Genomic DNA, 26,897 nt, shown 5'->3' on the forward strand with positions numbered 1-26,897 from the left:
TAGGGTCTGTACCTAATTAGCGCGCTCTGATTCTCTTGCACCCGAACTGATTCGGCACGGGGGCTTTGATGCGCAAGGGGCTGTTCTGGCTCAACGACAAGCAGTGGGCTCAGATAAAGCCGCATCTGCCAACGAACCAGACCGGACCGGAGCGCGAAGATGATCGACGCATCATCAGCGGTATCATCCACATGCTTCAGTGTGGCGCGCGCTGGCGCGATTGCCCGCCCGACTTTGGTCCTTACACGACGATCTACAATCGGTTCAATCGCTGGGCCAAGCGCGGACATTGGCAGGCGATCTTTGAAGCGCTCGCCCGCTGCGGCAAGGATGGCGTGACTTTGTCCATCGACTCCACCTCGATCAAGGCGCATCGCTCGGCGAGCGGCGGAAAAGGGGGGAACATGAACAGGCGATCGGCCGCTCGCGCGGCGGGCGGACCACGAAAATCCACGCGCTGAGCGACCCTGATTGCAAACCCTGCGCATTTCATCTCACTCCGGGCCAGGACGCAGATATTGCCGCAGCGCCGGCCCTTTTGGAACTCGCGCCGCCCATGTCTGCCCTCATTGGGGACAAAGGCTACGACGGCGACGGCTTTCGCGCCGAAATCGTCAATCGTGGCGCCAAGCCCGTCATTCCAAACAAATCCAACAGGGTGACCTTCCACAACTTCAGCAAGCGCATCTATAAAGGGCGCAATGTTATCGAGCGTTGCTTCTGCCGGCTCAAGGATTTCAGGCGTGTCGCAACTCGTTACGATAAACTCGCCAGAAACTTCTTGGCTGCCGTCCACATCGCAGCCATCGTCGCCTATTGGATCAATTGAGTCTGGACCCTAGTCCGCGGACTAGCTAGGGCGTGTACTCATCACTCAAGCGCTTAATTTCGGCGGCCCAGATGTCCGCTCATCCCTCAACAGCGGCACAGGAGCGGACATCGCCGGAGGTCGCCGGTGGGCCAGTGCACTCTACCTATTCCATCGCCTCGCCGGCGCAATGCGCTCCGCTGACTGACTCATGCCGAGACTGAACTCGCCCATAGGCCAGCTTCTTGGTGCTATACTGCTTGCGCCTTACATAGGAGGTCCCCTATGACAAACCGCACAGTCGTTGCTGCGCTAGTTGGGTTGGGTTTTGCCTTGCCCGTCGTTGCACTGGCGCAAGACCAGCCCCTCGAGGAACAGCTCGTCAATGCAATGAACAAGGTATTCGGGGTACATCCCGGATTTCGTGCCAATCATGCTAAAGGCATCGTGGTCGAGGGTAGTTTCAAAGCATCTCCGGAAGCCGCAGAGCTAAGCCGAGCGGCCCTTTTCAACGGCGGCACGATCCCCGTGACGGTGCGCTTCTCGGATTCCACGGGGTACCGAACCTGCCGGATGGGTCCAAAGACGCCAACCCGCACGGGATGGCTGTGAAGTTCCATCTGCCGGACGGCAGCGACACCGACATTGTGATCAATTCCCTCAAGTTCTTCCCTGTGTCTACGGGCGAAGAGTTTCGCGACCTGCTATTGGCGCTGTCGGAGAGCCCGCCGAGTGCTACCAAGCCGACGAAATCCGAACAGTTCGCGGCGAGCCACCCCTCGGTTCCTGCCGCCTTCAGCACCGTGGCCACGCCAGACAGCTTCGCCGACGAAGAATACTTCGGCATTGATGCGTTCGTTTTCGTCAACAAAGCGGGTGAGAGGCAGGCGGTCCGTTATCAGATGCTGCCCGAGAACGTCGTTCATCTGGATAAGTCTGACGCTGCGAAACGAGCACCGGACTTCTTGATGGAAGAGTTGCCAGAACGCCTGAAGCGGGGACCGGTGATTTTTCACTACAAGGCACAACTCGCTGCGGCGGACGATTCCACGAAGGATCCGGCGAAGCCCTGGCCCGACAATCGTAAGGTGGTAGAGCTTGGAGTGCTGACGATCGACAGGGCAGCAGCGAACAGTGTCGAGGCCCAGAAAAGATTACTGTTTCTACCGGGACAGCTCACCGATGGAATCGAGCAGTCCGATGATCCGCTGATTGACATCCGCGGTGCCGCATATGCTGTTTCGTTCTCGCGGCGCAATCCCTGACCATCAGGGTATGCCGTGGTCAGAACCATGGAAGTAACGTCGTCACGTTCGCGTTCGGGGTACCCGTTCTGTGCCTGTCCTCTCCAATGATGCAGGATCTTCATCAAGAACTAATGTTCGCCTGAGCAAACCAATCGACTGCTCTGGATCACTAGCAGCAATGCTCCAACCGATCAGAAGATTTCCGCTCGGCCCCCAGGAGCCGACATTGTCTTATGAGTACACGCCCTAAACTAGCTAGGGGCGTGTACTCATAACTCAAGCGCTTAATTTGGGCGGCCCAGATGTCCGCTCATCCTCAACAGCGGTACAAAAGCAGACATTGCCGGGGGTCGCCGATGGGCCAGAAGCGGTGACGCGCCGGTCATACCGTCTTCCAAATTGCAACGTAATCCATAGAAATGCGACCACTGCGTCCTGATTACGGCTTCGACGCGACACTAGTGTCGGTTGGCAAATCAGGAACGACTTGCTTTATCCAATCCGTAAATGCCGAGACGCGAGTATAGACGCCATACTTATTTGGCTTTGCGCAATCTTCACCCCAACTCGTAATTCCAATCTGATACTTGCGGCCCGCTTTATCAACGGCGGCGAGCGGTCCTCCGCTTGACCCCTGGCAAGAGTCAACTCCGCCAGCTGCAAAGCCAGCACATACGTTGCTAGTCGGATCAATATCCTTACTCATACTCGCCAAGCACACCTTGTCTTCAACAATGGGAATTTGGGCTTCTAAGAAAGCAAAGTCCTTTGAGGCTATTGCTGCAACCATCACTACAGTCCCAGGGGCTGGGTCAGTTGCTTTCGCTCGCGATAGCGTCACGTATGGGGGCGGCAATGACTCTTTTAGGTCGAGGATAGCGATGTTGTTCCGCGGTACTGGATCCGTCGAGAACGACGGATGCACAAAAACCTTCGCAACCTGTACCTCTTTTTTGGTTCCCTCTGCGTTTGCAAGCACTATCGAAACCGCAGGGGTTGACCCGTTAAAGCCAGAAACGCAGTGGGCAACCGTTAGTACCGTGTGCGGACCAATTACCGTGCCCTGACAAAAGAGCGTGGCAACGGGAGCTCCGGTCAATTTTAACCCAACTAACCAAGGCCAAGCCACGCCAGAGTTTAGGGTTCCGCCGATCACCGGAGGACGCGGCTCAGATGTAGTTCCTACCTGGGGGGCGGCATCGGGATTATTCTTGAGGTACGCACTGATTTTCGCTGCATAGTCCGGCAACAAGCCAGCGTCGACCAGGAATTTAAGATTGTCTCGTACCGTTTGGGTTTTCGGACTTTCAACAAACTTTTTTATGAGATCAGCCTGAAGCGCCTGCTTTGCGGCTTGCGCTGCCGCCTCTGCTTTGGCGGTCTCGGCCCTTGCGGCGAGCTGTGCCTTGGTACCTTCAAGCTCAACGTTTGCAGATGCGGTGAGATGATTTGAGATAATTGTACTCATGACGGTGATGAAACCACCCACGATCGCGAGGGTGAATGGGTTGGCAAGCAACTCTTTCCATTCTTTGTCTCGAGCGCCCGCCAGTTCTTCACGTTTCAGCCGAAACTCTATCGCGGCTTTCTTCCGGTCGAACCGAAGGCGCTCCCAATCCAGCGCGAGCCTCTCCGTCTTAGTCTCCCTGTCGCCGCTCGTGTTGCTGGCTTCTTGCTCCATCGCAGGTCATCCCAAGGTGCGGATAACAAATCTTGGTCGAAGATAGGACCCAGTTCAACTACCGCTTTGAGCGCACCTCAAGCTCAATTCGATGTCGGCAGAAAATCCGCTGCGGGTCACTAGCAGCAATGCTCCAACCGATCAGAGGATTTCCGCTCGACCCTCAGGAGCCGACATTGTCTTATCAGTACACGCCCTAATTCAACCCCGCCACGATCACCACCACCACCACCGGTAACGTCGCCGCCGCCAGCAGCGTGCCCAGCGCAACCGCTCCCGACACCGGGTTCACCAGCCGCTGATACTGAACCGCAAAGATATACGCGTTCGCACCGGTCGGCATCGCCGCGAACAGCACGACCACGCCGGCCGCTAGCGGCGGCAGGTCCAAGAGCTTTGCCAGCAGGAAGGCGGCCGCCGGCATCGCCAGCTGTTTTAGCGCGCACATGACGACGATGCCGAGCTTCTCGCCCTTGACCTCGAAGCGGAACAGATTGATGCCGAGCGCGATCAGCGCTGCGGGCGATCCCGCCTGCGCGAGTAGCTCGATCGTCCTGTCGACGACGGGATTGAGGCCAAAGCCGGTGAAGCGCCAGACGAGGCCGAAGCCGATCGCCAGCATGATCGGGTTGCGCGAAAGATCCAGCAGCACCGGCAGAATGATCGACAGGGCCGAGCCCGTCTGCTTGCGACCGGTCCATTCCATTTGCAGCGTGCCGCAGAGCCAGAGCAGCGGCGTGTTCACCGACAGGATCAGCGCCATCGGCCCCGCCGCCTCGTTTCCCAGCGCCGAGAGCGTGAGCGGAATGCCGAGCATCACGATGTTGCCGTAGACCGACCCGATCGCGAAGACCACGCCGTCCTCACGGTCCTCGCGCAGCAGGGCCGACAGCGCCAGCGCCGCGATCCAGGTGATCGCCAGCGCCCCGTAATAGGCGCCCCACATCCGGAAGGCGCTCAGGTGCGGGAATTCCGAGACGACGATGGTGCGGAACAGCAGGGCCGGGATGGCAATGCTGAAGGCGAATTCGGAAATGCCCTTGTGCGCGGTCTCGGAGACGAAGCGAAACAGCACCGCCGCATAGCCGGCCGCGATCAGGGCAAAGACCGGCGCGACGATCAACACGGTGGCCATGCGGTCCTCACATCATGGGGATATCCGCTGACCACCCCCACGCGCCCTCGATCATGGCATCATGCCGCTGTTTTGCCCGACATGTCAAAGGGGCTTCGTAAAATCCGCAAAAAGCCGCTTCGGTCCCATTGGCTACTTTGCATGGGGTTGTTTTCGCATTTTTTGTCGGACGGTCACCGAAGCTCTAGGCCCCACCCGATCTCGCCAGTTCTTCCAAAGGGTTAGCCGCGCACCGCGGAGTCTTGCCCGGGATGGATCGATCGGCTACCGGGCATCGCTTCACTTTGTCCCCGCACACAGCTGTCATCCCCCGCGAAGGCGGGGGATCCAGTACGCCGCGGCTCCTCGGGGAACTTCAGGCGTCTCTGGAATACTGGGTCACCCGCCCCAGTGCGCATCCGCGCCAGGCGGGTGACGACAGCGGAGAATGCGGTGTGACCCACCAGCCTCGGCGCGTTGGTGCCGCCGGTCTGGCCGGTGCTGGGCTGACTGCCTGTTGCCCGGAGCGCACAGGTCGCGGTTTTCGCATCAGGGCTCGGTTGCCAACGAACGGGCGTTCACCCACTATTCCCTCCGACAAGACAATTTGGGGGGATCAATGCCGGCGTTCCGCTTTGAGAAGTCCCTGGCTGCTGCAATCTCCGGGATTGCCCTGGCCATCCTGATCCAGCCCGGCGCTGGCTTCGCCTACACTCCCGAACAGCAGCAGGCCTGCTCGCCGGATGCGATGCGGCTGTGCGGCGAGTTCGTTCCAAACGTCGATGCCATCACCGCCTGCATGGTCCAGAAGAAGGCGCAGCTCTCGCCGCCATGCCGGGTGTTCTTCCGGCAGGGGCCGGAGCCGGGCGAGGTCCGCGCCGGCCGGCCGGCCGACATCAAGCCGCATACCGCGAGGAAGAGCACCAAGCCGGCGTCGAAGGCGAGCAAGAAGAAAAAGGCCGACGAGACCTGAGCGCCCTGCTGCACCGCTCATCCGCAGACACATGCCCGGGCCTGTCCCGGGCATTCGCGTTTTGGTGTCGCTTGCGCGGAGCCTGGTCCTGACGGCGAGGAGATGCCTGCACCCCGAGATTCAACGTGGGACCTTTCATCCGATTGTGGAGAGGCGGAGGACCCTCAGTCAAAATGACTCAGGGCATCAGCTTCGCGACAGCCTAAGGACTCCTTTTGTTCACGCCCCACGCGGGTGGCTGCAGCAATTACCCATTGCGATCGGCGGAAAAGAGCCGCATCAGGATTTGCGCGGCGAGGTTGCATTCCACTCTTTCCCGCATTGCTGCTCAAAAAGCGCACGAAATGCTGGTGTGACAGGCGATTCATTGCTGTTCGTATCCGCGTCGCGCGAAGCAGTGTGACTCAAAAGCCAACACGCCTTGTTATTTCGTGGCGGCGACGCAACTCCCGGTAAATTTTTCTTTCACGAATCAGCGCGGTGATTCATTTTCGTGGTCTGGGGTCAATCTGGAGGCCAGAGGTATGAACGTTATTGTTTTTGCATCGCGTAAAGGCGGCTCGGGCAAGAGTACCCTGGCTGCTCATCTTGCCGCGCAGATCAAGGCGACCAAGCCCATTCTGCTCGTCGATGCCGATCCGCAGGGGTCGCTCACGCTGTGGCACAAGCTGCGTGGCACCAACGAGCCGCCGATCAAGGCAGCAGTGAACTCCGTCAGCGGCATCGTCTCCGCTGCCAAGCGCGACGGATATGAATGGGTGTTGATCGACACGCCGCCGAATCTGTCGGCCGTCGTCGACGACGCGATCAGGAACGCGACCATGGTCATCATTCCGGCGCGTCCCGGCGTGTTCGACGTCAACGCGGTGCAGGAAACGATTCAGATGTGCCGCGCGGCGCGCAAGCCCTACGCGGTCGTGCTGAACGGTGCGCCGGCCCGTCGTGATGACGCCGAGAGTCCGATCGTCACCATCGCCCGCGAGGCGCTGGCGAAGTTCCGCGCACCGGTGTGGGGCGGCCAGATCACCAACCGTTCCGACCTCCTGATGGCGCTGAGCCATGGCGAGGGCGCGCGGGAGTATCAGGCCGAGAGCCGTGCGGCTCAGGAAATTGCGAGGCTGTGGGCGGCGATCGAGCGTTCAGTGAAGGCTATTCGCGGCACGGCGTCGGCATCCGGCGCAATGCACAAGCAGGCGGCTTAGTTTCATTATTGCGTTTCCCGGACGAAAAACGCGCGGACAAGCCGCGCGTTTTGCGTGTCCGAAGTCCGGTGGAGGCGGGTTACGCCACCATCAGCATGTAGAACACGATCACCGGCGACAGGGTCAGGATCACCGACCAGATGCCGACGGACCAGAGAATGTCCTCGGTGGTAAAGCCTTGCTGTCCGGCGTCGTAATGCGACGCCATATCGTTCTGACTATTCACAAACGCCCCCGCGATTTCTTCGCTTATGGGCCCAGGTGATACGCGAGAGGTTTTAAGATTCCGGATCGCAACTGCGTTGGCATTTGAACACAGATGCTACCCGCGGATTAACCATCCGCGCTGGGCCTTTGTCAGCCCACGAGCCAAACGCGAAACAGCAGGACCGACAGCAGGCCGAGCATCACGGCCCAGAAGCCGAACGACGACACCACCAGAATTCCCTGCAAGAGATCGGCGGGCGCGAATTGGCGCGCGGCCGTAGGCCGGGTTCGATGCCCCATGGTTTTTCCCCCTTCGGAAGGTCTTCGGTGAAGACGATAGGCGCGGTTGCGCAAACGGGACGTGGACGCGCCATGCCGCGGCTGCGAAGGCGGTTGGGGTGGGGTTAACCAAGAGCGCTTCTTCCCCTCTCCCCTTGTGGGAGAGGGTGGCTCGCCGCGGAGCGTCGAGACGGGTGAGGGGTCTCTCTCCGCGAACTGATCTGCTGCAGTGAGTGTGCGGAGCTAAACCCCTCATCCGGCGCGCACGATGTGCGCGCCACCTTCTCCCACAAGGGGAGAAGGGACGGCAGCGTGCGCGGTGGAGAGGCGAGGGAAGAGCTACGCCGCGACTTTCACCCGTCGTTCGATCTCGTGATCGAGTGTGGCGGCGAGCTCGCTGCTCACCTCCACCATCGGCAGGCGCACTTCGGGGCTGTCGATCAGACCCGTTCGCCATAGCCAGTACTTCGCCGGCGCCGGACTCGGTTCAGCGAACAACAGGCGCGTCAGCTCCGCGACGTCTTGCCAGCGCGCCAGCGCCGCGCTGGCGTTGCCGCGCTTCAGCTCAGTGTAGATGGCGGCGAAGGCTGCGGTCTCGAGATGGGCGGAGAGCAGGATGCCGCCGTCGGCGCCGTCGGTGAGCGCCTCGTGATAATTGGCGTCCTCGCCGGTGAGCACGCGGAAGCCCTTCGGCCGGTCGCGGAGCAGCGCGATCGATTGCTCGCGGCTCGCGCCGCAATCCTTCAGGCCGACGATGTTCGGATGCTCGGCAAGCCGCAGCAGCGTCTGGTTGGTGACGTTGACCGAGGTGCGATAGGGGATGTTGTAGAGCGCAAGCGGCCAGGCGGCGTGATCGGCGAGCGCTTCGAAATGCGCAAGCAATCCGCGCTGCGACGGCCGCACGTAGTAGGGGCTCGCGATCAGATAGCCGTCGATCGGCCAGTCCGCGGTCTCGTCGAGCCGATCCTTGAGCCGCGAGGTGTCCGCGCCGGAGAGGCCAAGGCAGATCGGCACCGTGCGGCGGCCGGCCGCCATCTCGTCGCGCACGGTAGCGACGAGGCGTTCGAGCTCGGCGTCCCGCAGCGTCATGCCTTCGCCGGAGGTCGCGCCGAGGATGTAGCCGTCGACCGCTTGCGCCGTGTAGTGCCGCGTCAGCCGCCGCAGCGACGTCTCGTCGAGACGGCCGTCGCGAAACGGCGTCACCAGCGGCAGCCAGAGCCCTTGCAGATGTTCTCGTAGACCGGTCATGTTCCATCTCCTTGTCAGATTGACCTGAGACGGAGGGCACATGAAAAAACCCCGTCCAGGTGGCGGGGTTTTCGGGATTGCGACGATGACGAAGCTTGGCTAGCGCGCGCAAAATTCCGAGGTCCCCGGATGGGGGCCTTTTTTCGAGACAACTGCGCACGACTTCGTGATCATTGGCAAATGATGCGGGGTATGCCTGGAACTGTCAATACACGCGGAGGGCGAATACCCAATTTGACGAAAAAAAGCCGGGCCCAATGAGCCCGGCTTAGGTATTGGCCACGTGAGGCCGACACAATCACCTTCCAAGAGGGATTACTGAACTCCCGCGCCACTGGAGGAGGGGGACAAATGCGCAACGCGAAGGCTCAGCGTGCAAACATTATGGGCTTGCCCTGAGCCTTGCAGCAACCGCCGAGGTCGCATGTCAGACATGCGGAAATCAGGACGGCCAGCGCTGCGCCTTGCTCACCACGAAGTCGCGGAACACCTGCACGCGCGCGACCGTCTTCAGCTCTTCGGGATAAACGAAATACGTATCAAGCTGGATCGAATCCGACTCGCCGAACAGTTGCACCAGGCGGCTGTTTTCCTCGACGAGGTAATCCGGCAGCGCGGCGATGCCGAGGCCCTGCTGACAGGCGCGCACGAGGCCCAGGATGTTGTTGACCTTGAAGTACGCTTCGCGCGGACCGCTGCCGTTGCGCCCGGCTTCGATCAGCCAGTTGCGGTTCTGAAGATGCGGCGCGAAGTTGCCGTCGCTGAGCGTGATGATGCGGTGGGAGTCGAGCTCCTCCAGCGTGCGCGGCGTGCCGAAGCGCTTGATGTATTCCGGCGAGCAATAGGCGTGGAAGCCCATCGCGAACAGCTTGCGCTGGATGAGATCGGGCTGCGTCGGCTTGCGGGTGCGGATCGCGACGTCAGCCTCGCGCATCGACAGATCCAGCTCCTCGTCGGTGACGATCAGCGAGATCCGGATCTCCGGATAGAGCGCGGTGAATTCGCCGAGTCGCGGGATCAGCCAGTTGATGCCGACGCCGGGCGTGGTGGTGATCTTGAGATCGCCGCTCGGCCGCTCGCGGCTGTCGGTCAATTTCGCACGCGCGGCCTGGAGCTGCATGAACACGTCATGCGCGGTGCGGAACAGCAGGTCGCCCTGCTCGGTGAGGATCAGGCCGCGGGCGTGGCGGTGGAACAGCGAAACCGAGAGCTCCTGTTCCAGCGCGCTGACCTGCCGCGAGACCGCCGATTGCGACAGGCCGAGCTGTTCTCCCGCATGCGTGAAGCTGCCCGCTTCCGCCGCCGCGTGAAACACCTTCAGCTTGTCCCAGTCCATGTCCGTAAATCCGTCGCGTGTTCTAGCCATGGTCATCATTCCGCTGCCGCGCGCTCACTGGCGCGCAGGGCCAAGAAACGTTCGGCTTCGAGCGCTGCCATGCAGCCGAGGCCGGCGGCCGTGACGGCCTGGCGATAGGTCTCGTCGGCGACGTCGCCGGCGGCGAACAGGCCGGGCACCGAGGTGGCGGTCGAGTTCGGGGCGACCTCGACATAGCCCGACGGTTTGAGCTTGACCTGATCCTTCACGAGCTCGGTTGCCGGCGCATGTCCGATGGCGATGAACACGCCGTCGGCTTTCACCTCGGTGAGCGCGCCGGTCTTGACGTTCTTGAGGCGGACATGGGTGACCTTGCCCGGATTGGCCTCGCCGCAGATCTCGTCGATGACGCTCTCCCAGACCACCTTGATCTTGGGATGCTTGAACAGGCGGTCCTGAAGGATCCGCTCGGCGCGGAAGTGGTCACGGCGGTGCACGAGCGTGACCCGGGAGGCGAAATTGGTCAGGAACAGCGCCTCTTCGACCGCGGTGTTGCCGCCGCCCACCACCATCACTTCCTTGCCGCGATAAAAGAAGCCGTCGCAGGTGGCGCAGGCCGACACACCAAAACCCTTGAAGGTCTCCTCGGACGGGATGCCGAGCCAGCGCGCCTGGGCGCCGGTGGCGAGGATGACGGTATCGGCGAGATAGACGTCGCCGGAGTCGCAGGTGAGCCGGAACGGACGGTGGGAGGTCTCCAGCTTGGTCACCAGATCGGTCTTGATCTGGGTGCCCATGTGCAGCGCCTGTTTCTCCATCTGCTCCATCAGCCAGGGGCCCTGGATCACGTCGGCGAAGCCGGGGTAGTTCTCGACGTCGGTGGTGATGGTGAGCTGGCCGCCCGGCTGGATGCCCTGGATCAGGATCGGCTCGAGCATCGCACGCGCGGCGTAGATCGCCGCCGCGTAGCCGGCGGGGCCGGAGCCGATGATGACGACCTTTGCATGGACAGGGGCGGGCATTTTCACGGACGCCTTTCTTGGGGGATTCGCAGCGCGGGCGCGGAAAGTGCCAAGAGGGCGTCGCGGAGGCGCTGAAATATCAGAGCTAATCTAAGCCTTCTGGTGAGCTATGCAAGAATTGCATTCCCAATCGGCGGATTTTTCCAACAGGGAACAAAACTCGATTGCGTTGCACGCGCAATAAAATTGCGCACCCGATGCGGACTCGGCTATGAGGATTGCGACAGACCCACCCGATACCGCCGCTAGGCCAGGAGTTCCAATCACGTGTCGCGGAACCTAGACGAGATCGATCTCAAAATTCTCGCCGAGATTCAGGCCGACGGTCGAATCACCAATGTCGAACTGGCCAAACGGGTCGGAATTTCGCCGCCGCCCTGCCTGCGCCGCGTCCGGGCGCTGGAGGAGGAAGGCTATATCCACGGCTATCGCGGCCTCCTGGACGCCCGAAAGCTCGGCTTCGACGTCACGGTGTTCGCCGCCGTGCACCTCTCCAGCCAGGCCGAGGCCGACCTGCGCGCCTTCGAGGAGTTCGTCCGCGCCGAGCCATTGGTGCGCGAGTGCTGGATGCTGTCGGGCGAAGTCGACTTCATCCTCAAATGCGTCGCGCCCGACATGGCGACCTTCCAGGATTTCGTGACGCACCTGACTGCGGCACCCCATGTGCGCAACGTGCGGACCTCGCTCGTGCTGCACAATTCGAAATACGAGGCCGCCGTACCGCTGGATGTGAAGGGGCGGAGATAGGACCTGCTGTCTTCTCCGTCTCCCCGTTATTCGCCGTTCCTCTCCCTCTCCCCGTTCTGACGGGGCCGCGACGAGCTTCGCTCGCGCTGAGAGGGGGAGGGGCTCTCCCGAACGAGTTGGCCTAGCCGTCTTCTCCATCATTGCGAGCGTAGCGAAGCAATCCAGACTGTCTCCGCGGAAAGATTCTGGATTGCTTCGCTGCGCTCGCAATGACGCGTGGTGAGGGCGCAAGCTCGCCTCACGACGCGAAACACGCCGCAACAAAAAGGCCGCGCGATGCGCGGCCTTTTCAAATCATCGTCAAACGTGACGGCAAATAATTACCGCCACTCCACCTTGGTGATCTCATAGGCCTTGGCGCCGCCAGGCGTGTTGACCTCGACGGTGGCGCCCTTCTTCTTGCCGATCAGCGCGCGCGCGAGCGGCGAGGTGATGGAAATGCGGCCCTTCTTGGCGTCGGCCTCGACCTCGCCGACGATCTGCCACACCGCCTTCTTCTCGGTGTCCTCATCGACCAGCGTCACGGTGGCGCCGAATTTGATGGTGTCGCCGGACAGCTTCGAGATGTCGATGATGTCGGCGCGCGCGAGCTTGTCCTCGAGCTCGGCGATGCGGCCCTCATTGTGGGACTGCTCTTCCTTCGCGGCGTGGTATTCCGCGTTTTCCGACAGGTCTCCGTGTGAGCGCGCCTCCGCGATATGTTCGATGATCCGCGGACGGTCCACGGACTGGCGCTGCTTCAATTCTTCCCCGAGCGCGGTAAAACCGGCCAGAGTCATCGGAACCTTTTCCATCGCTTCTCTCGTTCTACGGCTGCGCGCCCTCGAAAAGAAAGGGCGTCGCAGCCATGATTCGACACTATTTCCGGGACTGAACACGCAGCCACCGGAACGTTATGTGGGTCTGGCGCCGGAACAGAACAACCACATGGCGGGACAGTTCCTCCGGCCATTGTGGCTGCATTGCCAATCGCTTAGCGGAAGCTTCGCCCCACCAACGATCAGGTTTCCGAAAAATAGCTCTGCAGGGTACGAACCTCAAGGTCCCCGCCCAGATAGGCGCGGATGCCCTGCGCGGCCGCCACGGCCCCGGAAAGAGTGGTGTAATACGGCACTTTATGCAAGAGGGCCGCGCGACGCAGCGAACGGCTGTCGGCGAGCGCCTGCGGGCCTTCGGTGGTGTTGAAGACGAGCTGGATGTCGCCGTTGGTGATGGCGTCGACGATGTGCGGCCGGCCCTCCAGCACCTTGTTCACCTTCTCGGTCGGAATGCCCTGGTCGGTGAGGAAGCGCTGCGTGCCCGACGTCGCCAACACCTTGAAGCCGAGCGAATGCAACAGGCGCACCGCCTCGGTGATGCGAAGCTTGTCGCTCTCGCGCACCGAGACGAATACCGTGCCCTTGCCTGGTACCGGCGTGCCACCGCCGAGCTGGCTCTTGGCGAATGCGACCTCGAAGGAGCTGTCGATGCCCATCACCTCGCCGGTCGAGCGCATCTCGGGGCCGAGCACCGTGTCGACGCCGGGGAAGCGCGCGAACGGGAACACGGATTCCTTCACGCCGACATGCTTGAGCTCGCGCTTCCTGAGCTTGAAGTCGGCGAGCTTCTCGCCGGCCATGATGCGCGCGGCGATCTTCGCGACCGGCGTGCCGATCACCTTGGCGACGAACGGCACGGTGCGCGAGGCGCGCGGGTTGACCTCGAGCACATAGATATCGCCGTCCTTGATGGCGTATTGCACGTTCATCAGGCCAACGACGTCGAGGCCAAGCGCCAGCTCACGGGTCTGCCGCTCCAGCTCCTCGATCATCTTGTCATCGAGCGAATAGGGCGGCAGCGAGCAGGCGGAGTCGCCGGAATGGATGCCGGCTTCCTCGATGTGCTCCATGATGCCGACGATGAAGACGTCCTTGCCGTCGCAGAGACAATCGACATCGACCTCGGTGGCGTCGGAAAGATAACGATCGAACAGCAGCGGGTTCTTGCCCAGCACGGTGTTGATCTGCCCGGTCTTGTCGTTCGGATAGCGCGCCTTGACGTCGGCCGGCACGAGCTCCGGCAGCGTGCCGAGCAGGTAGTCGTTGAGCTGGTTCTCCTCACGGATGATCTGCATAGCGCGGCCGCCGAGCACGTAGGACGGACGCACCACCAGCGGCAGGCCGAGATCCGCGGAGACGAGGCGGGCCTGCTCGACCGAATAGGCGATGCCGTTCTTCGGCTGCTTCAGCCGCAGCTTGTCGAGCACGCGCTTGAAGCGGTCGCGGTCCTCGGCGAGATCGATCGCGTCGGGCGAGGTGCCGAGGATCGGCACTTCGGCCGCCTCCAGCGCACGCGCGAGCTTCAGCGGCGTCTGGCCGCCGAACTGCACGATCACGCCATGCAGCGTGCCCTTGCTGCGCTCGGTCGCGATGATCTCCAGCACGTCCTCGGCGGTGAGCGGCTCGAAATAGAGCCGGTCGGCGGTGTCGTAGTCGGTCGACACCGTTTCCGGGTTGCAGTTGATCATGATGGATTCGTAGCCAGCGTCATGCAGCGCGAAGCAGGCGTGGCAGCAGCAATAGTCGAACTCGATGCCCTGGCCGATGCGGTTCGGGCCGCCGCCGAGGATGATGACCTTTTTCTTGTCCGACGGCGCGCTCTCGTCCGCAACTGCGCCCGCGAATGGCGCCTCATAGGTCGAGTACATATAGGCGGTGGGCGAAGCGAACTCGGCCGCGCAGGTGTCGATGCGCTTGAACACGGGACGAACGCCGAGCGCGTGGCGCTTCGCCGTGACCTCGGCCTCCGTGGTTTCCGAGAGCACGGCGAGCCGCGCGTCCGAGAAGCCCATCGCCTTCAGGCTGCGCATGCCGAAGGCGTTGGACGGAAGGCCGTTCTTCTTGATCTTGGCTTCCATGTCGACGATGACGCGCATCTCGGCAAGGAACCACGGGTCGATCTTGCAGGAGTTGAAGATATCCTCGTTGGACCAGCCGAGCCGCATCGCCTGCGCGACCTGCAACAGCCGGTTCGGCGTCGGGGTGCCGAGCGCCGCGCGGATCGCATTCTTGTCGTCGCCGTGGCCGAGGCCCTCGATCTCGATCTCGTCGAGGCCGGTGAGACCGGTCTCGAGCCCGCGCAGGGCCTTCTGGAGGCTCTCCTGGAACGTGCGGCCGATCGCCATGACTTCGCCGACCGATTTCATCGAGGTGGTCAGCGTGGAGGAGGCGCCCGGGAATTTCTCGAAGGCGAAACGCGGGATCTTCGTCACCACGTAATCGATCGTCGGCTCGAACGAAGCCGGTGTCGCGCCGCCGGTAATGTCGTTGGCGATCTCGTCCAGCGTGTAGCCGATCGCGAGCTTGGCCGCGACCTTGGCGATCGGGAAGCCCGTTGCCTTCGAGGCCAGCGCCGAGGAGCGCGACACGCGCGGATTCATCTCGATCACGACCATGCGGCCGTCGGCCGGGTTGATGCCGAACTGCACGTTGGAGCCGCCGGTCTCCACCCCGATCTCGCGCAGCACCGCCAGTGAGGCGTCGCGCATGATCTGGTATTCCTTGTCCGTCAGCGTCAGCGCCGGCGCGACGGTAATGGAGTCGCCGGTGTGCACGCCCATCGGATCGAAGTTCTCGATCGAGCAGACGATGATGCAATTGTCCTTCTTGTCGCGCACCACCTCCATCTCGAACTCTTTCCAGCCGAGAACGGATTCCTCGATCAGGACTTCGTTGGTGGGGGACGCATCGAGGCCGCGCTCGATGATGTCGAGGAATTCTTCCTTGTTGTAGGCGATGCCGCCGCCGGTGCCGCCAAGCGTGAAGGAAGGCCGGATGATCGCGGGCAGTCCGATCTCGGACAGTGCCATCAGCGCTTCGCCGAGCGCATGCTGCTGATAGTGCTTGCGGCGTTCGTTCTCGCCGAGCGACCACTGTCGGTCGAGCTCCTCAAGCGCGTGGCCCGACAGCTTCTCGCGTTCGGCGACGTATTTGTCGCGATAGGACTTCTTCAGCGCCGAGGCGTTGGCGAGCCGCGACTTCGGCGTCTGGAGCCCGATCTTCTCCATGGCGTTGCGGAAGAGCTGACGGTCCTCGGCCTTGTCGATCGCGTCCGCGGTCGCGCCGATCATCTCGACGTCGAACTTGTCCAGCGTGCCCTGCTTGCGCAGCGAGAGCGCGCAGTTCAGCGCGGTCTGGCCGCCCATGGTCGGCAGCAGCGCGAAGCCGCCGGGGACGACGTGGCGTTCCTTCTCGATGATCTTGGCGACGATCTCCGGCGTGATCGGCTCGATATAGGTCGCATCGGCCAATTCCGGGTCGGTCATGATCGTGGCCGGGTTGGAATTGACGAGGACGATGCGGTAGCCCTCTTCCCTCAGCGTCTTGCAGGCCTGGGTGCCGGAATAGTCGAATTCGCAGGCCTGGCCGATCACGATGGGACCGGCGCCGATGATCAGGATGGTCGAGATGTCGGTTCGTTTGGGCATCACCGCTCGCGGGCTGGAATTTAGGCACAAAAAAAGGGCGCGCTCGCCGCGCGTCCCCTTGAGCCGAGAGCGCGGGGGTTCCCTCGCGCGCGGGTGGGTCATAGACCAGTTTTTGGGGCGGCGAAACCCCGAAAAATGCCCATCAACCGGCAATTTTCACGGGTTTTGGCCGGGCCTGCCAGCTCCGGGCGAGATGCACCAGAAGCGACGCCGCAACGCTCGATCCGCCGACCCAGCCGAGATCGGTTGGCGAGAGCGCCGCAAGCACCACGCCGCCGAGCGCTCCGCCGATGGCGAAGCCGAGATACATCGCCGAGGCATTCAGCGAGAGTGCGATCATCGAGGCCTGCGGTTCGATCCGGATGATGCTGGCGAGCTGAGCCGGATAGAACGCCCAGCCCGAGATGCCCCACAGGAAGATCGCGCCCAGCACCGCGTAATACGCCTGGTCAGGCATCAATTTCAGGACCACCGAATGCAGGATCAGGGCTGTCGCCATGCCCGCGAGCCCGAGCCCTGCGGTGGCCAGCGTGCCGAGCCGGTCGGCCAGGACGCCGCCGAGCATGTTCCCGATCGCGGCCGCCCCGCCGAACACCAGCAGCGCAAGACTGATCCTGGAGGCGTCGAAACCGAGGCTTTTCAGCGGGACAGCGAAATAGGTGAAGACGGTGAAGCCGCCGAGCGCCCACAGGATGGTGATGACGAGCGCAATCAGGACGTTGCCGTGACGAGCCACGGCCAGCCGCTCAGTGAGCGAGGCCGTATTGCGCGGCAGCCCGCGGGGCAGGCCGAGTAGCAGGCCTGCGAGCGCGACGGCGCCGAGCAGGGCGACCATGGCAAAGGTCGCCCGCCAGCCGAACAGGCTGCCGACGAGGTTGCCGAGGGGAACGCCGACGACAGTCGCGACCGAGATGCCGGAGGTGACCAACGCCACCGCCCGGCCGCGCCGCTCGGGCGAGGCAACCGCAACGGACACGGCGAGCGCCGTCGGCATGCAAAGCCCGGCACCCAGTGCCATTAGCATTCGCGATGCCAGCAGCAGGGCGTAGCCCGAGGCCACGACTGCGGCGAGGTTGCCGGCGATGAAGGTCGACAGCGCGAGTGCCAGCACCGTGCGGCGGTCGATGTTGTTCAGCGTTACGGCGAGGATCGGCGAACCGACCGCATAAGTGAGGGCGTAAGTGGTGACCAACTGCCCGGCGGCGGAGACCGAAATCCCCAGATCAGTGGCGATCGCCGGCAAAAGCCCCGCAATAACAAAGCCTTCCGTGCCGATCGCGAATGCGGCCAAGGCCAGCCAGAGCACGCTCATGGGATATATTCCTATGTTCAAAGTTTATTGAACTATTGTTCGAGCAGGTTTCAGTGTCAATTGGTTCAAGAACTATTGAACATCGTCGCCGTCGCATTATGATCCCGGATATGAGCCGCACGCCCCTCCACCCCACCCGTGAGCAGATCGAGCTGCCGATGGTTCTGGATTGCCTGAGCGATCCGATCCGGCTCGCGATCGTCTACCAGCTCGCCCAGCAAGAACGTGTCAGCAGCGAACTGCGCTGCGGCGACTTCAGCGGGCTCGGGGCCAAGTCGAACCTCGCCTATCACTTCGCCAAGCTGCGCGAATGCGGACTGACGCAGACCCGTATCGTCGGCACCAGCCGCATGACGAGGCTCCGCCGCGAGGATCTGGACGCGCGCTTCCCGGGCTTGCTCGATGCCGTGATCAACTCCGCAGCCAGGGATGCCGATCGGCTTCAGCTTGTTCCCGAGTGCGATGTGGCCGGCGTGGATTGAAGCTTGATGAGATGAGATTCGCCTGATCGTCGGCGAACTTGCGCGTCGGCCGCTGATTTGCCCGTCGTTTCAATGCCTTCGCAACATGCAGCGAGACATCACCCGGCCGTAGCAGGCTACTTTGCATGGGGTTGTTTTCGAGATTTTGGTTGGACGGCCGCGAAAGCCCTCGAGCTACGGCGAGATCCAGTCCGTCTACGCTTTCGCTTCGCTCAAGCTACGCCGGACACGCTTTGCCGCGTCGGTCTAGCGTGGCTGCGCCACGCGTAGCCCCGTCGGGGCGAAGCGTGGAGACCCGGCCTGGATTTGAACCAGGATAAAGAGCGATGCACCGCCCTCGCGTAGACGCTTCCGCCACCGGGCCGTCTCGATCATCGCCGATCGCGGGGCGGCAAGCCACCGCAGCCACTCGTTAACCCTAACCGCGCACCAATGGCGGCCGTGCGACGAAGGTCATGCGCCAGCGGTTGTGGCCGATATTGGTGTGGGCCCGCTGGACAGCGAACCCCGCCGCACTCAGCTTGGCTGTGATTTCATCCTCGCTGTAGCGCTGTAGCCCGATGCGCGATCGCAGATGACGGTAGTCCGACAGTGCGGTGCTGATCAGCCCGATCAGCGCGTCTTTCAAGAAGCCGTGACGTAGCCCGAAGCTGAGCAGTGCCATCACGTCCCGTCCCATGCCGACATTCGGCTGAAGGATGTCGCCGAGCACCAGCCTGCCGGATGGCTTCAAGAGCCGCCGGATGTTGAGAAGCGCGGAATCGAGCTCCTCGGGCGACATGTATTGCGCGACCGAATTCATGACGGCGAGGTCGACGGATTGCTCCTGCATCTTTTTCACGTCCTCGAGCGAGCGGACGCGGATCTTCGTGTTCGGGGCAAATCGCGCGATCAGCCGGCCGCGGACGCCGGGCGCGGGCTCGGCCAGGATCAGCTTGCCGCAGGCGGATGCCACCTGAGCGGCCGACAGCGCCTCGCCGCAGGCATAGTCCAGCACGGTCGCCTCGGGCGAGGAGATGTAGCTGAGGATGTCGCGCGCAATGATCTGGAAGTGCAAATCGCGATGCAGCTTGCTGACATAGATCGTATGCGTGGAGTCGTAATAATCGATCCAATCGTCCATGGTATCTGAAGGTCCCGGCCAAACGGTTCCTGCGCAGGAACCGGCGCTGCCCGCCTTGCGTTAGGGGTGCGACGGCGCGCCGTCAATGTCCGCGTCCTAACAGGAAGGTTTCCCGTGAGCAAAGCCAACAACAAGGTCTCGCCCGACCTCGACACTCCCACCGATCTGTCGCCCCAGGCGGTCAACAAGGTTTCGCAGGCGCTCAACGTGCTTCTGGCCGACGCGTTCGCGCTCTATCTCAAGACCAAGAATTTCCACTGGCACATCAGCGGGCGGCATTTCCGCGACTACCACCTGCTGCTTGACGAGCAGTCGGACCAGATCTTCGCCACCACCGACCAGCTTGCCGAGCGCGTCCGCAAGATCGGCGGCACCACGCTGAAGTCGATTGGCCAGGTCGCAAAGCTCCAGACCATCAAGGACAACAACGAGGACTACGTCCCGCCGCGTGAGATGCTGCGCGAATTGATGCAGGACAATAAGCACGTCGCCGCCGCCATGCGCAAGGCGCATGAGGTGTGCGACGAGGCCGGCGATGTCGCGAGCGCGAGCATCCTCGAAAACTTCATCGACGAGACCGAGCGCCGCACCTGGTTCCTGTTCGAAGCCACCCGCCAGGAAGGCAGCAACGCGGCGTAGTTTCTCGTCGCTTCAACAATGTCGTCCCGGATCAGCGCTCGCTACGCTTGCTTGTCCGGGACGACACCGTGTATGAGGCGCGAGTTGCGGTTACCGCCACAGCCGCATCAGCGCTCCATCCTTGCCGGTGACGGGATCGGCAGGCGGTAGCTTCACGGCGGGAATCGTCTTCAGCGCCTTGGCGTGGTTCTCCGGCGTTGCCCGCGTGATCTCCATGTTCGCGCCCGGCGGATAGGCACCGATCACGCAGAAATCGTCGCTGGCCCCGATGCATTGATGCCCGGTGCCGGCGGGAAGGATCGCGACATCGCCGGCCCTGATCTCCAGCTCCTGGCCGTGATCGCCGCCGAAGCGGACGCGGGCGTGGCCGCGCGCAACGCCGAGCACCTCATGCACGGTCGAATGATAGTGCAGATAGTCGTAGACGCCGTTGCGCCACGTGCCGCCCCAGCCGTTTGCACCGAACAGATTCTCGATGGTTTCCTCGGGATGCTTCGGGTCGAGCGTGACTGCGCCCTGATAGACCAGGAAGGGGAGGATGTTGTTCGGCACGAGCCCGTCGTCCTCGAAGACGATGGCGAGTGGTTCGGCATTGTCGCGGACGACAGGCATCGCGGGGCTCCTGCGTGAGAGTAGCAGAGATCAACCGATCGCGAGAGATGACGTTCCTTCCGTTGCCACTCCATCACTCCGGGGCGCCTTCGCTCTTCGAGCTTCGGCGGACAAGTCGCGCGTCCCGGAATGACGGCCCGCAACCAAAAACGAAAATGCCCGGGACGAGCCCGGGCATGACGTTGTGGAATCGACTTATCGAGAGAGCGCCTTACGCGCTCTTCTTCTGCCGCATCAGGTCCGCGAAGCGCTGGAACAGATAGTGCGAGTCGCGCGGGCCCGGCGACGCTTCGGGGTGATACTGCACCGAGAACACCGGCCTGCCGTCGAGCTGGATGCCGCAATTGGAGCCGTCGAACAGCGAGATGTGTGTTTGCGTCGCGCCCTCCGGCAGCGTCGCCTGGTCCACCGCGAAGCCGTGGTTCATCGAGGTGATCTCGACCTTGCCGGTGGTCTCATCCTTCACGGGGTGGTTGGCGCCGTGGTGGCCCTGATGCATCTTCTTGGTCTTGGCGCCGACGGCGAGGCCGAGCATCTGGTGACCGAGGCAGATGCCGAAGGTCGGCGTGCCCGACTTGATCACGTCCTGGATCACCGGCACAGCATATTTGCCGGTCGCAGCCGGATCGCCCGGTCCGTTGGACAGGAACACGCCGTCGGGCTTCATCGCCAGGATGTCTTCGGCCGAGGTCGTCGCCGGCACCACCGTCACCTTGCAGCCGACGCCGGCGAGCAGGCGCAGGATGTTGCGCTTGATGCCGTAGTCGATGGCGACGACGTTGAACTCCGGATTCTCCTGCCGGCCAAAACCCTTGTCCCACAGCCAGGGCGTCTCGTCCCAGGTGAAGCGCTGGCCGGAGGTGACCATCGGCACGAGGTCCATGCCCTCGAGCCCAGGCCATTCGCGCGCCTCTTCCTTGAGGCCGTGCAGGTCGAACGTGCCGCTCTTCGAATGCGCGATCACGGCGTTCGGCATGCCCTTGCTGCGGATCAGCGCGGTCAGCGCGCGGGTGTCGATGCCGGAGAGGCCGATGATGCCGCGGGCCTTGAGCCAGGCGTCGAGGTGCCTGGTCGCACGATAGTTCGAGGGATCGGTGATCGCGGTGCGCAGGATCACGCCGCGCGCGCCGGGCGTCGCGGCCATGTTCACCGTCTCGATGTCTTCGTCGTTGGTGCCGACGTTACCGATATGCGGGAAGGTGAAGGTGATGATCTGGCCGGCATAGGAGGGATCGGTCAGGATCTCCTCATAGCCGGTCATCGCGGTGTTGAAGCAGACTTCACCGACGGCGTGGCCTTCGGCGCCGAGACCAAAGCCTTCGAGCACCGTGCCATCGGCAAGCACCAAGAGCGCGGTCGGCTTGTGGTCCGGCCAAGCGGGATCGTTGTCAGGTTGTGTCATGAGCCCGCTTCATAGTCTGGCAAGTGGCGCCCGTCAAAGCGGGAAAGGGCGGATTCACATGCGTTTTTGCATATTTGACAGGCCCTCTCAGGCACTTAAGCTCGGCAGAATAATTTCCGGCAAATTACTGGGCTTGCGAGGCAATAATGGACCAGACGACCCCGATTGTGCTGGTTCCGGGACTGGCCTCCTCGGCCCGGATCTACGCGCCGGTGATCCCGGCACTCTGGCCGTTCGGCCCGGTGACGGTCGCCAACCACATCCGTGACGACAGCATGACGGCGATCGGCGAGCGCATTCTCAGCGAAGCGCCACCGCGTTTTGCGCTCGCTGGCCACTCCATGGGCGGCTACATCGCCTTCGAGATCATGCGGCAGGCGCCCGAACGGGTGGTGAAGCTCGCTTTGATCAGCACCCAGGCGCGGCCCGACACGCCGGAGGCGACTGCACGCCGGCGCGGCCTGATGGAACGGGCGCGGCGCGGCGAACTGCGCGCAGCGCGCGAGGAGATGTTTCCTGAACTGGTGCATCCTTCGCGTCGCGACGACGCCAAGCTGCGCCAGCTCGTGCATGCGCAGGGCGAGGACGTCGGCGTCGACGGGTACATCAGGCAGCAGACCGCGATCATCGCGCGGGTGGACTCGCGGCCGACGCTTGCAACAATCCGATGCCCGACGCTGGTGCTGACCGGCGATCAGGACAACACCATCCCGAACGCGCTCTCGAAGGAGATGGCGGAGGGCATTGCCGGTGCCAAGCTCGTCGTGCTCAGCAATTGCGGACACCTGCCGCAGCCGGAACAGCCCGAGGCGACGGCGCAGGCGCTGGTCGAATGGCTGAGGGGCCCGGTTGTCTCGGGGGCGCGAACGGCCTAGATCAGGCGACAGATATTTGAAGGGATCACGGCCATGATGCGCGACGACATCAACAATGCGGTCAAGGAGGCCATGAAGGCCAAGGACGAGCGCAAGCTCTCGACGCTGCGCATGGTCAACTCGACCATCAAGAACGCCGACATCGAGGCGCGCGGCAATGGCAAGCCGCCGCTATCGGACGCCGACCTGCTCGGCGTGCTGCAGAAGATGATCAAGCAGCGCCAGGAGGCGGTCGAGCTCTACGACAAGGGCGGCCGCGCCGAGCTCGCCGCCCAGGAGCGCGAGGAGATCGCGGTGATCTCGGCATACCTGCCGAAGCAGATGTCGGATGACGACGTGAAGAAGGCGATTTCGGACGTGATCGCCGAGACCGGCGCGGTCGGCATGAAGGACATGGGCAAGGTGATTGCGGCGCTGAAGGCGAAGTACACCGGCCAGATGGATTTTGGCAAAGCCAGCGGCCTGGTGAAGGCGGCGCTCACCGGATAGCTCGTCATTCCGGGGCGACGCGAAGCGTCGAACCCGGAATCCATCGCGCCGCCGAATCCGTTGATCAATGGATTCCGGGCTCGCGCTTCGCGCGCCCCGGAATGACGAAGACACTGGGAGGCAACCGATGATCATCACGCCGGTCCGGCGCTGGATGGAGCCGAACTTTCCCAACATCACGTATTGGCGCGAGATGGAGAAGGGCGGGCATTTCGCCGCATTCGAGCAGCCCGAGCTGTTTGTCGGCGAGGTCAGGACGTTCTTCCGGACGGTGCGATAACTCTCGCGGTCATTCCGGGGCCCCAAAGGGCGAACCCGGAATCTCGAGATTCCGGGTTCGATGCTTCGCATCGCCCCGGGATGACGCCTTAGAGGCGAGATGCTTCCCCATCGTCATGCCCGGGCTTGTCCCGGGCATCCACGTGCTTAAACTGGCGGTCAAGCAAGAAGCGCGTGGATGGAGGAAGCTCCGGCCGTCCGCGCAAGAGGGAAACGCCCGCAGCCATGCTGACCGAAGCCGCAACCTACGACGAGCTCTACCGCAACTTTCGCTGGGACGTCCCGTCGCGTTTCAACATGGCGGAGGCCTGCTGCGACCGCCATGCCGACGGCACGGGCCGCCTTGCGCTGATCTATGTCGACGAGAACGGCACGACGTCCCGCACCTCCTTCGACGAGGTCGCGGAGATGTCGCGCCGTTTCGCCAACGTGCTGAAGGCCGACGGGCTCATCCGCGGCGACCGCGTCGCGGTGTTCCTGTCGCAGTCGCTGGAGCTGCCGATCGCGCACATGGCTGCGTTCCGCTCCGGGCTGATCTCGATCCCGCTGTTTGCTCTGTTTGGCGAGGACGCGCTGGAATTCCGCCTGTCGAATTCGCAAGCAAGAGCCATCATCACCGATGAGGCGGGCTGGGAGAAGCTCACGAAGATCCGCGATCGGCTGCCCTATTTGCAGGACATCTACGTCACGAGCGGCGCCGTCCACGCCGGCGCCAAACCATTCTGGTCGGCGATCGAAACCGCGTCCGAGGACTTCGCGACCGTCGACACGTCGGCCGACGATCCCGCGCTGATCATCTACACCTCGGGCACGACCGGCAATCCCAAGGGCGCGCTGCACGCCCATCGTGTCGTGCTCGGCCATCTGCCGAATGTGGAGATGTGTCACAACTTCCTGCCGCGCCCCGGTGATCTGATGTGGACGCCGGCGGACTGGGCCTGGATCGGCGGGCTCGTCAACGGCCTGTTCGCGTTCTGGTATCACGGCATTCCGCTGGTCGGTCACCGCGCGCGAAAATTCGAGCCGCAGGCGGCGATGCAGATGATGGCCGATCTCGGCGTGCGCAACGTCTTCCTGCCGCCGACGGCGCTGAAGCTGATGCGGCAGGCCGGCGTGAAGCATCCGGGCGTGAAGCTGCGCAGCATCTTCACCGGCGGCGAATCCCTCGGCGGCGAACTGCTCGGCTGGGTGCGCGAAACCTTCGGCATCGATGCGCACGAGGTGTTCGGCCAGACCGAATGCAATCTCGTGATCGGCAGCAACTCGAACCTGTTTCCGATCCGACCGGGTTCCATGGGCAAGGCGACGCCGGGCTTCGATGTCCGCATCGTCACCGACAAGGGCGAGGAAGTGCCGCGCGGTCAGCGCGGCATCATCGGCGTGCGCCAGCCGTGCCCGTGCACGATGCTCGAATACTGGCGCAATCCCGAGGCGACGGCGAAGAAATATGCCGGCGAATTCCTGCTCACCGGCGATCTCGGCGTGCAGGATGAGGACGGCTATTTCTGGTACGTCAGCCGCGAGGACGATGTCATCACCACCGCCGGCTATCGCGTCGGCCCGTCCGAGATCGAGCATACGCTGATGAAGCATCCATCGGTGGCGATGGCGGCGGTGGTCGGCATTCCCGATCCGATCCGCACCGAATCGATCAAGGCCTGGATCGTGCTGCGCCCTGGCTTTGCGGCAAGCGACGCACTCGCGCGCGAGATCCAGGAGTTCGTCAAGGTGCAACTTGCCGCTCACGAATATCCGCGCTTCGTCGAATTCGCGGAGACGCTGCCGATGACCGCCACCGGCAAGGTGCTGCGGCGCGAGTTGCGTGCGAGGGGATAGGTTCTTTCAATTCGACGCAGTCAGATCATGCCAAAGACGTCTCAAGCCGCGGGGCTTCACCGCGCCTCACTCAAGAAGCTGCACGATCTCGATGCGGCGCTGGAGCTCATGTATTACGGCTGGCGCGGGATGACGCTGGAGGCCGACGCGTATCTTGCGAAGCTCGGCCTGTCGCGCCCGCACCATCGTATCCTCTACGTGGTGGCGCGCCGGCCCGATATCGCGATCGGCTCGTTGATCGAGATCCTCGGCATTTCCAAGCAGGCCTTGAACCGGCCGCTCAATCTGTTGCTGGAGCGCAAGCTCCTGACCTCGAAGCGGTCGCCCGAGCAGCATCGCTCGAAACTGTTGCGCCTGACGGAGGCGGGGCAACGCGTCGAACAAAGGGCATCGGACCACGAGCGCAAGGCCCTGCGCGAGGCGTTCGATCGCGTCGGGACGTCGGGTGCGGCCGCATGGATGGCCGTCATGGAGACCATCGCCGACAACAACTGACGACTTCTCAGGTCAATATAGTTGACATGAAAGGCGAGCTTTGCCACTCTCCCTGCAACAAAGTAAGGGGAGGGTCCACGTCATGAGCGGACAGGTCATGAATCGCGCAGCCGCCGAACGCTTTGTCGCGGCGTGGTGCGCGAACTGGTGCAGGGTCGATATCGACGCGGTCGTCGCGCACCTTGCCGACAATGCGGAGGTGCGCAGTCCTCTGGCGCTGAAGCTGACCGATTCCCCCATCGTCACAGGCGCCGAGAACATCCGCGTCTACTGGCGGAAAGCCTATGGCGGTGTCGAAAGCGCCGACCTGAAGATCCTCAATTGGAGCTGGGACGACACGATCGCGCGACTGACGGTGTGGTGGCAACTGGACGACACCCGCGCCAGCGAGTTCATGGACTTCGACGATGCCGGCCGTGTGGTGCGCAGCGAAGCCTTCTACGGAAAATAGCCATGCACCTTTCGGACTTCGTTCTGCTCCTCAACGCGCTCTGGTTCGGCGGCGCCTTCATCCAGTTCAGCGTTGCCCAGCGCAATACGTTGAAGATACTGCTGCCGGGCGAAGAGCGCAGCAATCCGATCGCGCCGACCTTGGCGGCCAGCGTGGCGTTCCTGGGTGGGATCAATCTGCCGATCGGGCTCTTGTCGCTCTATCTTCTGGCCGCTCGTCCGCCCTTCTTCCAACCGGTCGAGGCGCAGCTTGTACTGTTCCTGTTTTTTGCCGCCTGCCACTTCAGCCAGTTCGCCTATAACCTTCCGGTCCTGATGCGCGGCGGACGTGTCGGGGTGGCGTATTGGCCGGTGTTGAAGGGCCCGATGCTCAGGATCTTCGTCATCGACGCGGCTCTGTTCGTGGCCAATCTTGGCGTGGCGCTTCTGCTCGCGTGGCGCTCCTGACAAGCGCCGGCGCTGCCCGTGCTCGGGCATGCGACCTGGCATCTCTATCGCCGCTTGGTGGTGCCAGTGCCGTAACAATCTCCAGCGTCGTCCCGGCGAAGGCCATAACCCCAGGGAGTAGTTGTGGCGCGAGATCTGGGTTGCGAGT

24 protein-coding genes and 3 pseudogenes are annotated in these 26,897 nt (G+C 62.9%); 14 read left to right on the forward strand and 13 right to left on the reverse strand.

The window, feature by feature from the left end:
* Positions 1 to 68 precede the first annotated feature (68 nt).
* Both AYJ54_RS47760 and AYJ54_RS24525 read left to right on the forward strand, forming a co-directional pair.
* A pseudogene (locus AYJ54_RS47760) lies at positions 69 to 829 on the forward strand (IS5 family transposase).
* A 264-nt stretch (positions 830 to 1,093) separates the two neighbouring features.
* Positions 1,094 to 2,073 (forward strand): annotated as a pseudogene (locus AYJ54_RS24525) (catalase family peroxidase).
* 421 nt (positions 2,074 to 2,494) lie between these two features.
* Here the strand turns inward: AYJ54_RS24525 and AYJ54_RS24530 are convergent.
* Together AYJ54_RS24530 and AYJ54_RS24535 are read right to left on the reverse strand one after the other, a co-directional pair.
* Positions 2,495 to 3,736, reverse strand: a complete 1,242-nt coding sequence (locus tag AYJ54_RS24530) for a serine protease (RefSeq protein ID WP_063702110.1) — start codon at positions 3,734 to 3,736, stop codon at positions 2,495 to 2,497.
* A gap of 196 nt (positions 3,737 to 3,932) precedes the next feature.
* A complete protein-coding gene (locus tag AYJ54_RS24535; RefSeq protein WP_063702112.1) occupies positions 3,933 to 4,871 on the reverse strand; it encodes an AEC family transporter in 939 nt (312 codons plus the stop codon).
* 598 nt (positions 4,872 to 5,469) lie between these two features.
* Here AYJ54_RS24535 and AYJ54_RS24540 point away from each other — a divergent pair.
* Complete coding sequence (locus AYJ54_RS24540; protein WP_063702114.1) at positions 5,470 to 5,823, forward strand: hypothetical protein; 354 nt, start codon at positions 5,470 to 5,472, stop codon at positions 5,821 to 5,823.
* A gap of 524 nt (positions 5,824 to 6,347) precedes the next feature.
* Entirely contained in the window at positions 6,348 to 7,025 is a 678-nt protein-coding gene (locus tag AYJ54_RS24545) for a ParA family protein (RefSeq protein WP_063702116.1), read from the forward strand.
* A gap of 79 nt (positions 7,026 to 7,104) precedes the next feature.
* Here the strand turns inward: AYJ54_RS24545 and AYJ54_RS50820 are convergent, their stop codons facing one another.
* From AYJ54_RS50820 to trxB, 5 genes are all read right to left on the reverse strand, one after another.
* Positions 7,105 to 7,251 carry a hypothetical protein gene (locus AYJ54_RS50820; protein WP_161491885.1) on the reverse strand — a complete coding sequence of 49 codons (147 nt, stop codon included), beginning with the start codon at positions 7,249 to 7,251 and terminating at the stop codon, positions 7,105 to 7,107.
* A 131-nt stretch (positions 7,252 to 7,382) separates the two neighbouring features.
* Positions 7,383 to 7,532 carry a hypothetical protein gene (locus AYJ54_RS51390; protein ID WP_201724238.1) on the reverse strand — a complete coding sequence of 50 codons (150 nt, stop codon included), beginning with the start codon at positions 7,530 to 7,532 and terminating at the stop codon, positions 7,383 to 7,385.
* A 318-nt stretch (positions 7,533 to 7,850) separates the two neighbouring features.
* Positions 7,851 to 8,759 carry a 4-hydroxy-tetrahydrodipicolinate synthase family protein gene (locus AYJ54_RS24550; RefSeq protein WP_063702118.1) on the reverse strand — a complete coding sequence of 303 codons (909 nt, stop codon included), beginning with the start codon at positions 8,757 to 8,759 and terminating at the stop codon, positions 7,851 to 7,853.
* A 442-nt stretch (positions 8,760 to 9,201) separates the two neighbouring features.
* The gene (locus AYJ54_RS24555) at positions 9,202 to 10,125 is read right to left on the reverse strand and encodes a LysR family transcriptional regulator (protein WP_027551803.1); all 924 of its coding nucleotides are present in this window, start codon (positions 10,123 to 10,125) and stop codon (positions 9,202 to 9,204) included.
* Positions 10,126 to 10,130: 5 nt separating this feature from the next.
* Complete coding sequence (gene trxB / locus AYJ54_RS24560; RefSeq protein ID WP_063702120.1) at positions 10,131 to 11,096, reverse strand: thioredoxin-disulfide reductase; 966 nt, start codon at positions 11,094 to 11,096, stop codon at positions 10,131 to 10,133.
* Between the two features lie 267 nt (positions 11,097 to 11,363).
* On the opposite strand from trxB, the gene AYJ54_RS24565 reads away from it, so the two are divergent.
* Complete coding sequence (locus tag AYJ54_RS24565) at positions 11,364 to 11,843, forward strand: Lrp/AsnC family transcriptional regulator (RefSeq protein WP_027534298.1); 480 nt, start codon at positions 11,364 to 11,366, stop codon at positions 11,841 to 11,843.
* Positions 11,844 to 12,163: 320 nt separating this feature from the next.
* Here AYJ54_RS24565 and greA read toward each other — a convergent pair whose 3' ends face one another.
* From greA to AYJ54_RS24580, 3 genes are all read right to left on the reverse strand, one after another.
* On the reverse strand, positions 12,164 to 12,637 hold the full coding sequence (gene greA, locus AYJ54_RS24570; RefSeq protein WP_063702121.1) for a transcription elongation factor GreA: 474 nt from the start codon (positions 12,635 to 12,637) through the stop codon (positions 12,164 to 12,166).
* A gap of 206 nt (positions 12,638 to 12,843) precedes the next feature.
* Entirely contained in the window at positions 12,844 to 16,308 is a 3,465-nt protein-coding gene (gene carB, locus AYJ54_RS24575; protein ID WP_063702123.1) for a carbamoyl-phosphate synthase large subunit, read from the reverse strand.
* A gap of 142 nt (positions 16,309 to 16,450) precedes the next feature.
* A complete protein-coding gene (locus AYJ54_RS24580) occupies positions 16,451 to 17,620 on the reverse strand; it encodes an MFS transporter (RefSeq protein WP_063702125.1) in 1,170 nt (389 codons plus the stop codon).
* Between the two features lie 110 nt (positions 17,621 to 17,730).
* Between AYJ54_RS24580 and AYJ54_RS24585 the strand changes: the two genes are divergently transcribed.
* Entirely contained in the window at positions 17,731 to 18,102 is a 372-nt protein-coding gene (locus AYJ54_RS24585; protein ID WP_063702250.1) for an ArsR/SmtB family transcription factor, read from the forward strand.
* 418 nt (positions 18,103 to 18,520) lie between these two features.
* Here AYJ54_RS24585 and AYJ54_RS24590 read toward each other — a convergent pair whose 3' ends face one another.
* Positions 18,521 to 19,225, reverse strand: a complete 705-nt coding sequence (locus tag AYJ54_RS24590; protein WP_063702127.1) for a class I SAM-dependent methyltransferase — start codon at positions 19,223 to 19,225, stop codon at positions 18,521 to 18,523.
* Positions 19,226 to 19,339: 114 nt separating this feature from the next.
* Here AYJ54_RS24590 and AYJ54_RS24595 point away from each other — a divergent pair, with 114 nt between their 5' ends.
* Complete coding sequence (locus AYJ54_RS24595; protein ID WP_063702129.1) at positions 19,340 to 19,864, forward strand: Dps family protein; 525 nt, start codon at positions 19,340 to 19,342, stop codon at positions 19,862 to 19,864.
* A 90-nt stretch (positions 19,865 to 19,954) separates the two neighbouring features.
* Here AYJ54_RS24595 and AYJ54_RS24600 read toward each other — a convergent pair whose 3' ends face one another.
* Both AYJ54_RS24600 and carA read right to left on the reverse strand, forming a co-directional pair.
* Positions 19,955 to 20,476, reverse strand: coding sequence for a cupin domain-containing protein (locus tag AYJ54_RS24600; protein WP_063702131.1), 522 nt, complete (start codon positions 20,474 to 20,476; stop codon positions 19,955 to 19,957).
* A gap of 211 nt (positions 20,477 to 20,687) precedes the next feature.
* Positions 20,688 to 21,878 carry a glutamine-hydrolyzing carbamoyl-phosphate synthase small subunit gene (gene carA / locus AYJ54_RS24605; RefSeq protein WP_063702133.1) on the reverse strand — a complete coding sequence of 397 codons (1,191 nt, stop codon included), beginning with the start codon at positions 21,876 to 21,878 and terminating at the stop codon, positions 20,688 to 20,690.
* Positions 21,879 to 22,024: 146 nt separating this feature from the next.
* Between carA and AYJ54_RS24610 the strand changes: the two genes are divergently transcribed.
* The 7 genes and pseudogenes from AYJ54_RS24610 to AYJ54_RS24635 all read left to right on the forward strand — a co-directional run bounded on the left by AYJ54_RS24610 (position 22,025) and on the right by AYJ54_RS24635 (position 26,749).
* Positions 22,025 to 22,753, forward strand: a complete 729-nt coding sequence (locus tag AYJ54_RS24610; RefSeq protein ID WP_063702135.1) for an alpha/beta fold hydrolase — start codon at positions 22,025 to 22,027, stop codon at positions 22,751 to 22,753.
* 33 nt (positions 22,754 to 22,786) lie between these two features.
* The gene (locus AYJ54_RS24615) at positions 22,787 to 23,242 is read left to right on the forward strand and encodes a GatB/YqeY domain-containing protein (RefSeq protein ID WP_063702137.1); all 456 of its coding nucleotides are present in this window, start codon (positions 22,787 to 22,789) and stop codon (positions 23,240 to 23,242) included.
* 130 nt (positions 23,243 to 23,372) lie between these two features.
* Positions 23,373 to 23,522 (forward strand): annotated as a pseudogene (locus AYJ54_RS47765) (alpha/beta fold hydrolase); the annotation flags it as partial.
* 224 nt (positions 23,523 to 23,746) lie between these two features.
* On the forward strand, positions 23,747 to 25,357 hold the full coding sequence (locus AYJ54_RS24620) for an acyl-CoA synthetase (protein WP_063702139.1): 1,611 nt from the start codon (positions 23,747 to 23,749) through the stop codon (positions 25,355 to 25,357).
* 27 nt (positions 25,358 to 25,384) lie between these two features.
* On the forward strand, positions 25,385 to 25,852 hold the full coding sequence (locus AYJ54_RS24625; RefSeq protein WP_063702140.1) for a MarR family winged helix-turn-helix transcriptional regulator: 468 nt from the start codon (positions 25,385 to 25,387) through the stop codon (positions 25,850 to 25,852).
* 82 nt (positions 25,853 to 25,934) lie between these two features.
* Positions 25,935 to 26,303, forward strand: coding sequence for a Cif family virulence factor (locus tag AYJ54_RS24630; protein ID WP_063702142.1), 369 nt, complete (start codon positions 25,935 to 25,937; stop codon positions 26,301 to 26,303).
* Between the two features lie 2 nt (positions 26,304 to 26,305).
* Positions 26,306 to 26,749, forward strand: coding sequence for a hypothetical protein (locus AYJ54_RS24635; RefSeq protein ID WP_063702147.1), 444 nt, complete (start codon positions 26,306 to 26,308; stop codon positions 26,747 to 26,749).
* Positions 26,750 to 26,897: the final 148 nt, after the last annotated feature.

The organism is Bradyrhizobium centrolobii (assembly GCF_001641635.1).
Lineage (GTDB): Bacteria > Pseudomonadota > Alphaproteobacteria > Rhizobiales > Xanthobacteraceae > Bradyrhizobium > Bradyrhizobium centrolobii.

Bases quoted from the DNA above. Each gene is read 5' to 3' on its own strand.
- AYJ54_RS24630 (WP_063702142.1), top strand. From the start codon at position 25,935: ATGAGCGGACAGGTCATGAATCGCGCAGCCGCCGAACGCTTTGTCGCG.
- greA (WP_063702121.1), bottom strand. From the start codon at position 12,637: ATGGAAAAGGTTCCGATGACTCTGGCCGGTTTTACCGCGCTCGGGGAA.
- AYJ54_RS24600 (WP_063702131.1), bottom strand. From the start codon at position 20,476: ATGCCTGTCGTCCGCGACAATGCCGAACCACTCGCCATCGTCTTCGAG.
- AYJ54_RS24545 (WP_063702116.1), top strand. From the start codon at position 6,348: ATGAACGTTATTGTTTTTGCATCGCGTAAAGGCGGCTCGGGCAAGAGT.
- AYJ54_RS24555 (WP_027551803.1), bottom strand. From the start codon at position 10,125: ATGGCTAGAACACGCGACGGATTTACGGACATGGACTGGGACAAGCTG.
- carA (WP_063702133.1), bottom strand. From the start codon at position 21,878: ATGACACAACCTGACAACGATCCCGCTTGGCCGGACCACAAGCCGACC.
- trxB (WP_063702120.1), bottom strand. From the start codon at position 11,096: ATGCCCGCCCCTGTCCATGCAAAGGTCGTCATCATCGGCTCCGGCCCC.
- AYJ54_RS24550 (WP_063702118.1), bottom strand. From the start codon at position 8,759: ATGACCGGTCTACGAGAACATCTGCAAGGGCTCTGGCTGCCGCTGGTG.
- AYJ54_RS24615 (WP_063702137.1), top strand. From the start codon at position 22,787: ATGATGCGCGACGACATCAACAATGCGGTCAAGGAGGCCATGAAGGCC.
- AYJ54_RS24620 (WP_063702139.1), top strand. From the start codon at position 23,747: ATGCTGACCGAAGCCGCAACCTACGACGAGCTCTACCGCAACTTTCGC.
- AYJ54_RS51390 (WP_201724238.1), bottom strand. From the start codon at position 7,532: ATGGGGCATCGAACCCGGCCTACGGCCGCGCGCCAATTCGCGCCCGCC.
- carB (WP_063702123.1), bottom strand. From the start codon at position 16,308: ATGCCCAAACGAACCGACATCTCGACCATCCTGATCATCGGCGCCGGT.
- AYJ54_RS24580 (WP_063702125.1), bottom strand. From the start codon at position 17,620: ATGAGCGTGCTCTGGCTGGCCTTGGCCGCATTCGCGATCGGCACGGAA.
- AYJ54_RS24540 (WP_063702114.1), top strand. From the start codon at position 5,470: ATGCCGGCGTTCCGCTTTGAGAAGTCCCTGGCTGCTGCAATCTCCGGG.
- AYJ54_RS24590 (WP_063702127.1), bottom strand. From the start codon at position 19,225: ATGGACGATTGGATCGATTATTACGACTCCACGCATACGATCTATGTC.
- AYJ54_RS24635 (WP_063702147.1), top strand. From the start codon at position 26,306: ATGCACCTTTCGGACTTCGTTCTGCTCCTCAACGCGCTCTGGTTCGGC.
- AYJ54_RS24530 (WP_063702110.1), bottom strand. From the start codon at position 3,736: ATGGAGCAAGAAGCCAGCAACACGAGCGGCGACAGGGAGACTAAGACG.
- AYJ54_RS24625 (WP_063702140.1), top strand. From the start codon at position 25,385: ATGCCAAAGACGTCTCAAGCCGCGGGGCTTCACCGCGCCTCACTCAAG.
- AYJ54_RS24610 (WP_063702135.1), top strand. From the start codon at position 22,025: ATGGACCAGACGACCCCGATTGTGCTGGTTCCGGGACTGGCCTCCTCG.
- AYJ54_RS24585 (WP_063702250.1), top strand. From the start codon at position 17,731: ATGAGCCGCACGCCCCTCCACCCCACCCGTGAGCAGATCGAGCTGCCG.
- AYJ54_RS24535 (WP_063702112.1), bottom strand. From the start codon at position 4,871: ATGGCCACCGTGTTGATCGTCGCGCCGGTCTTTGCCCTGATCGCGGCC.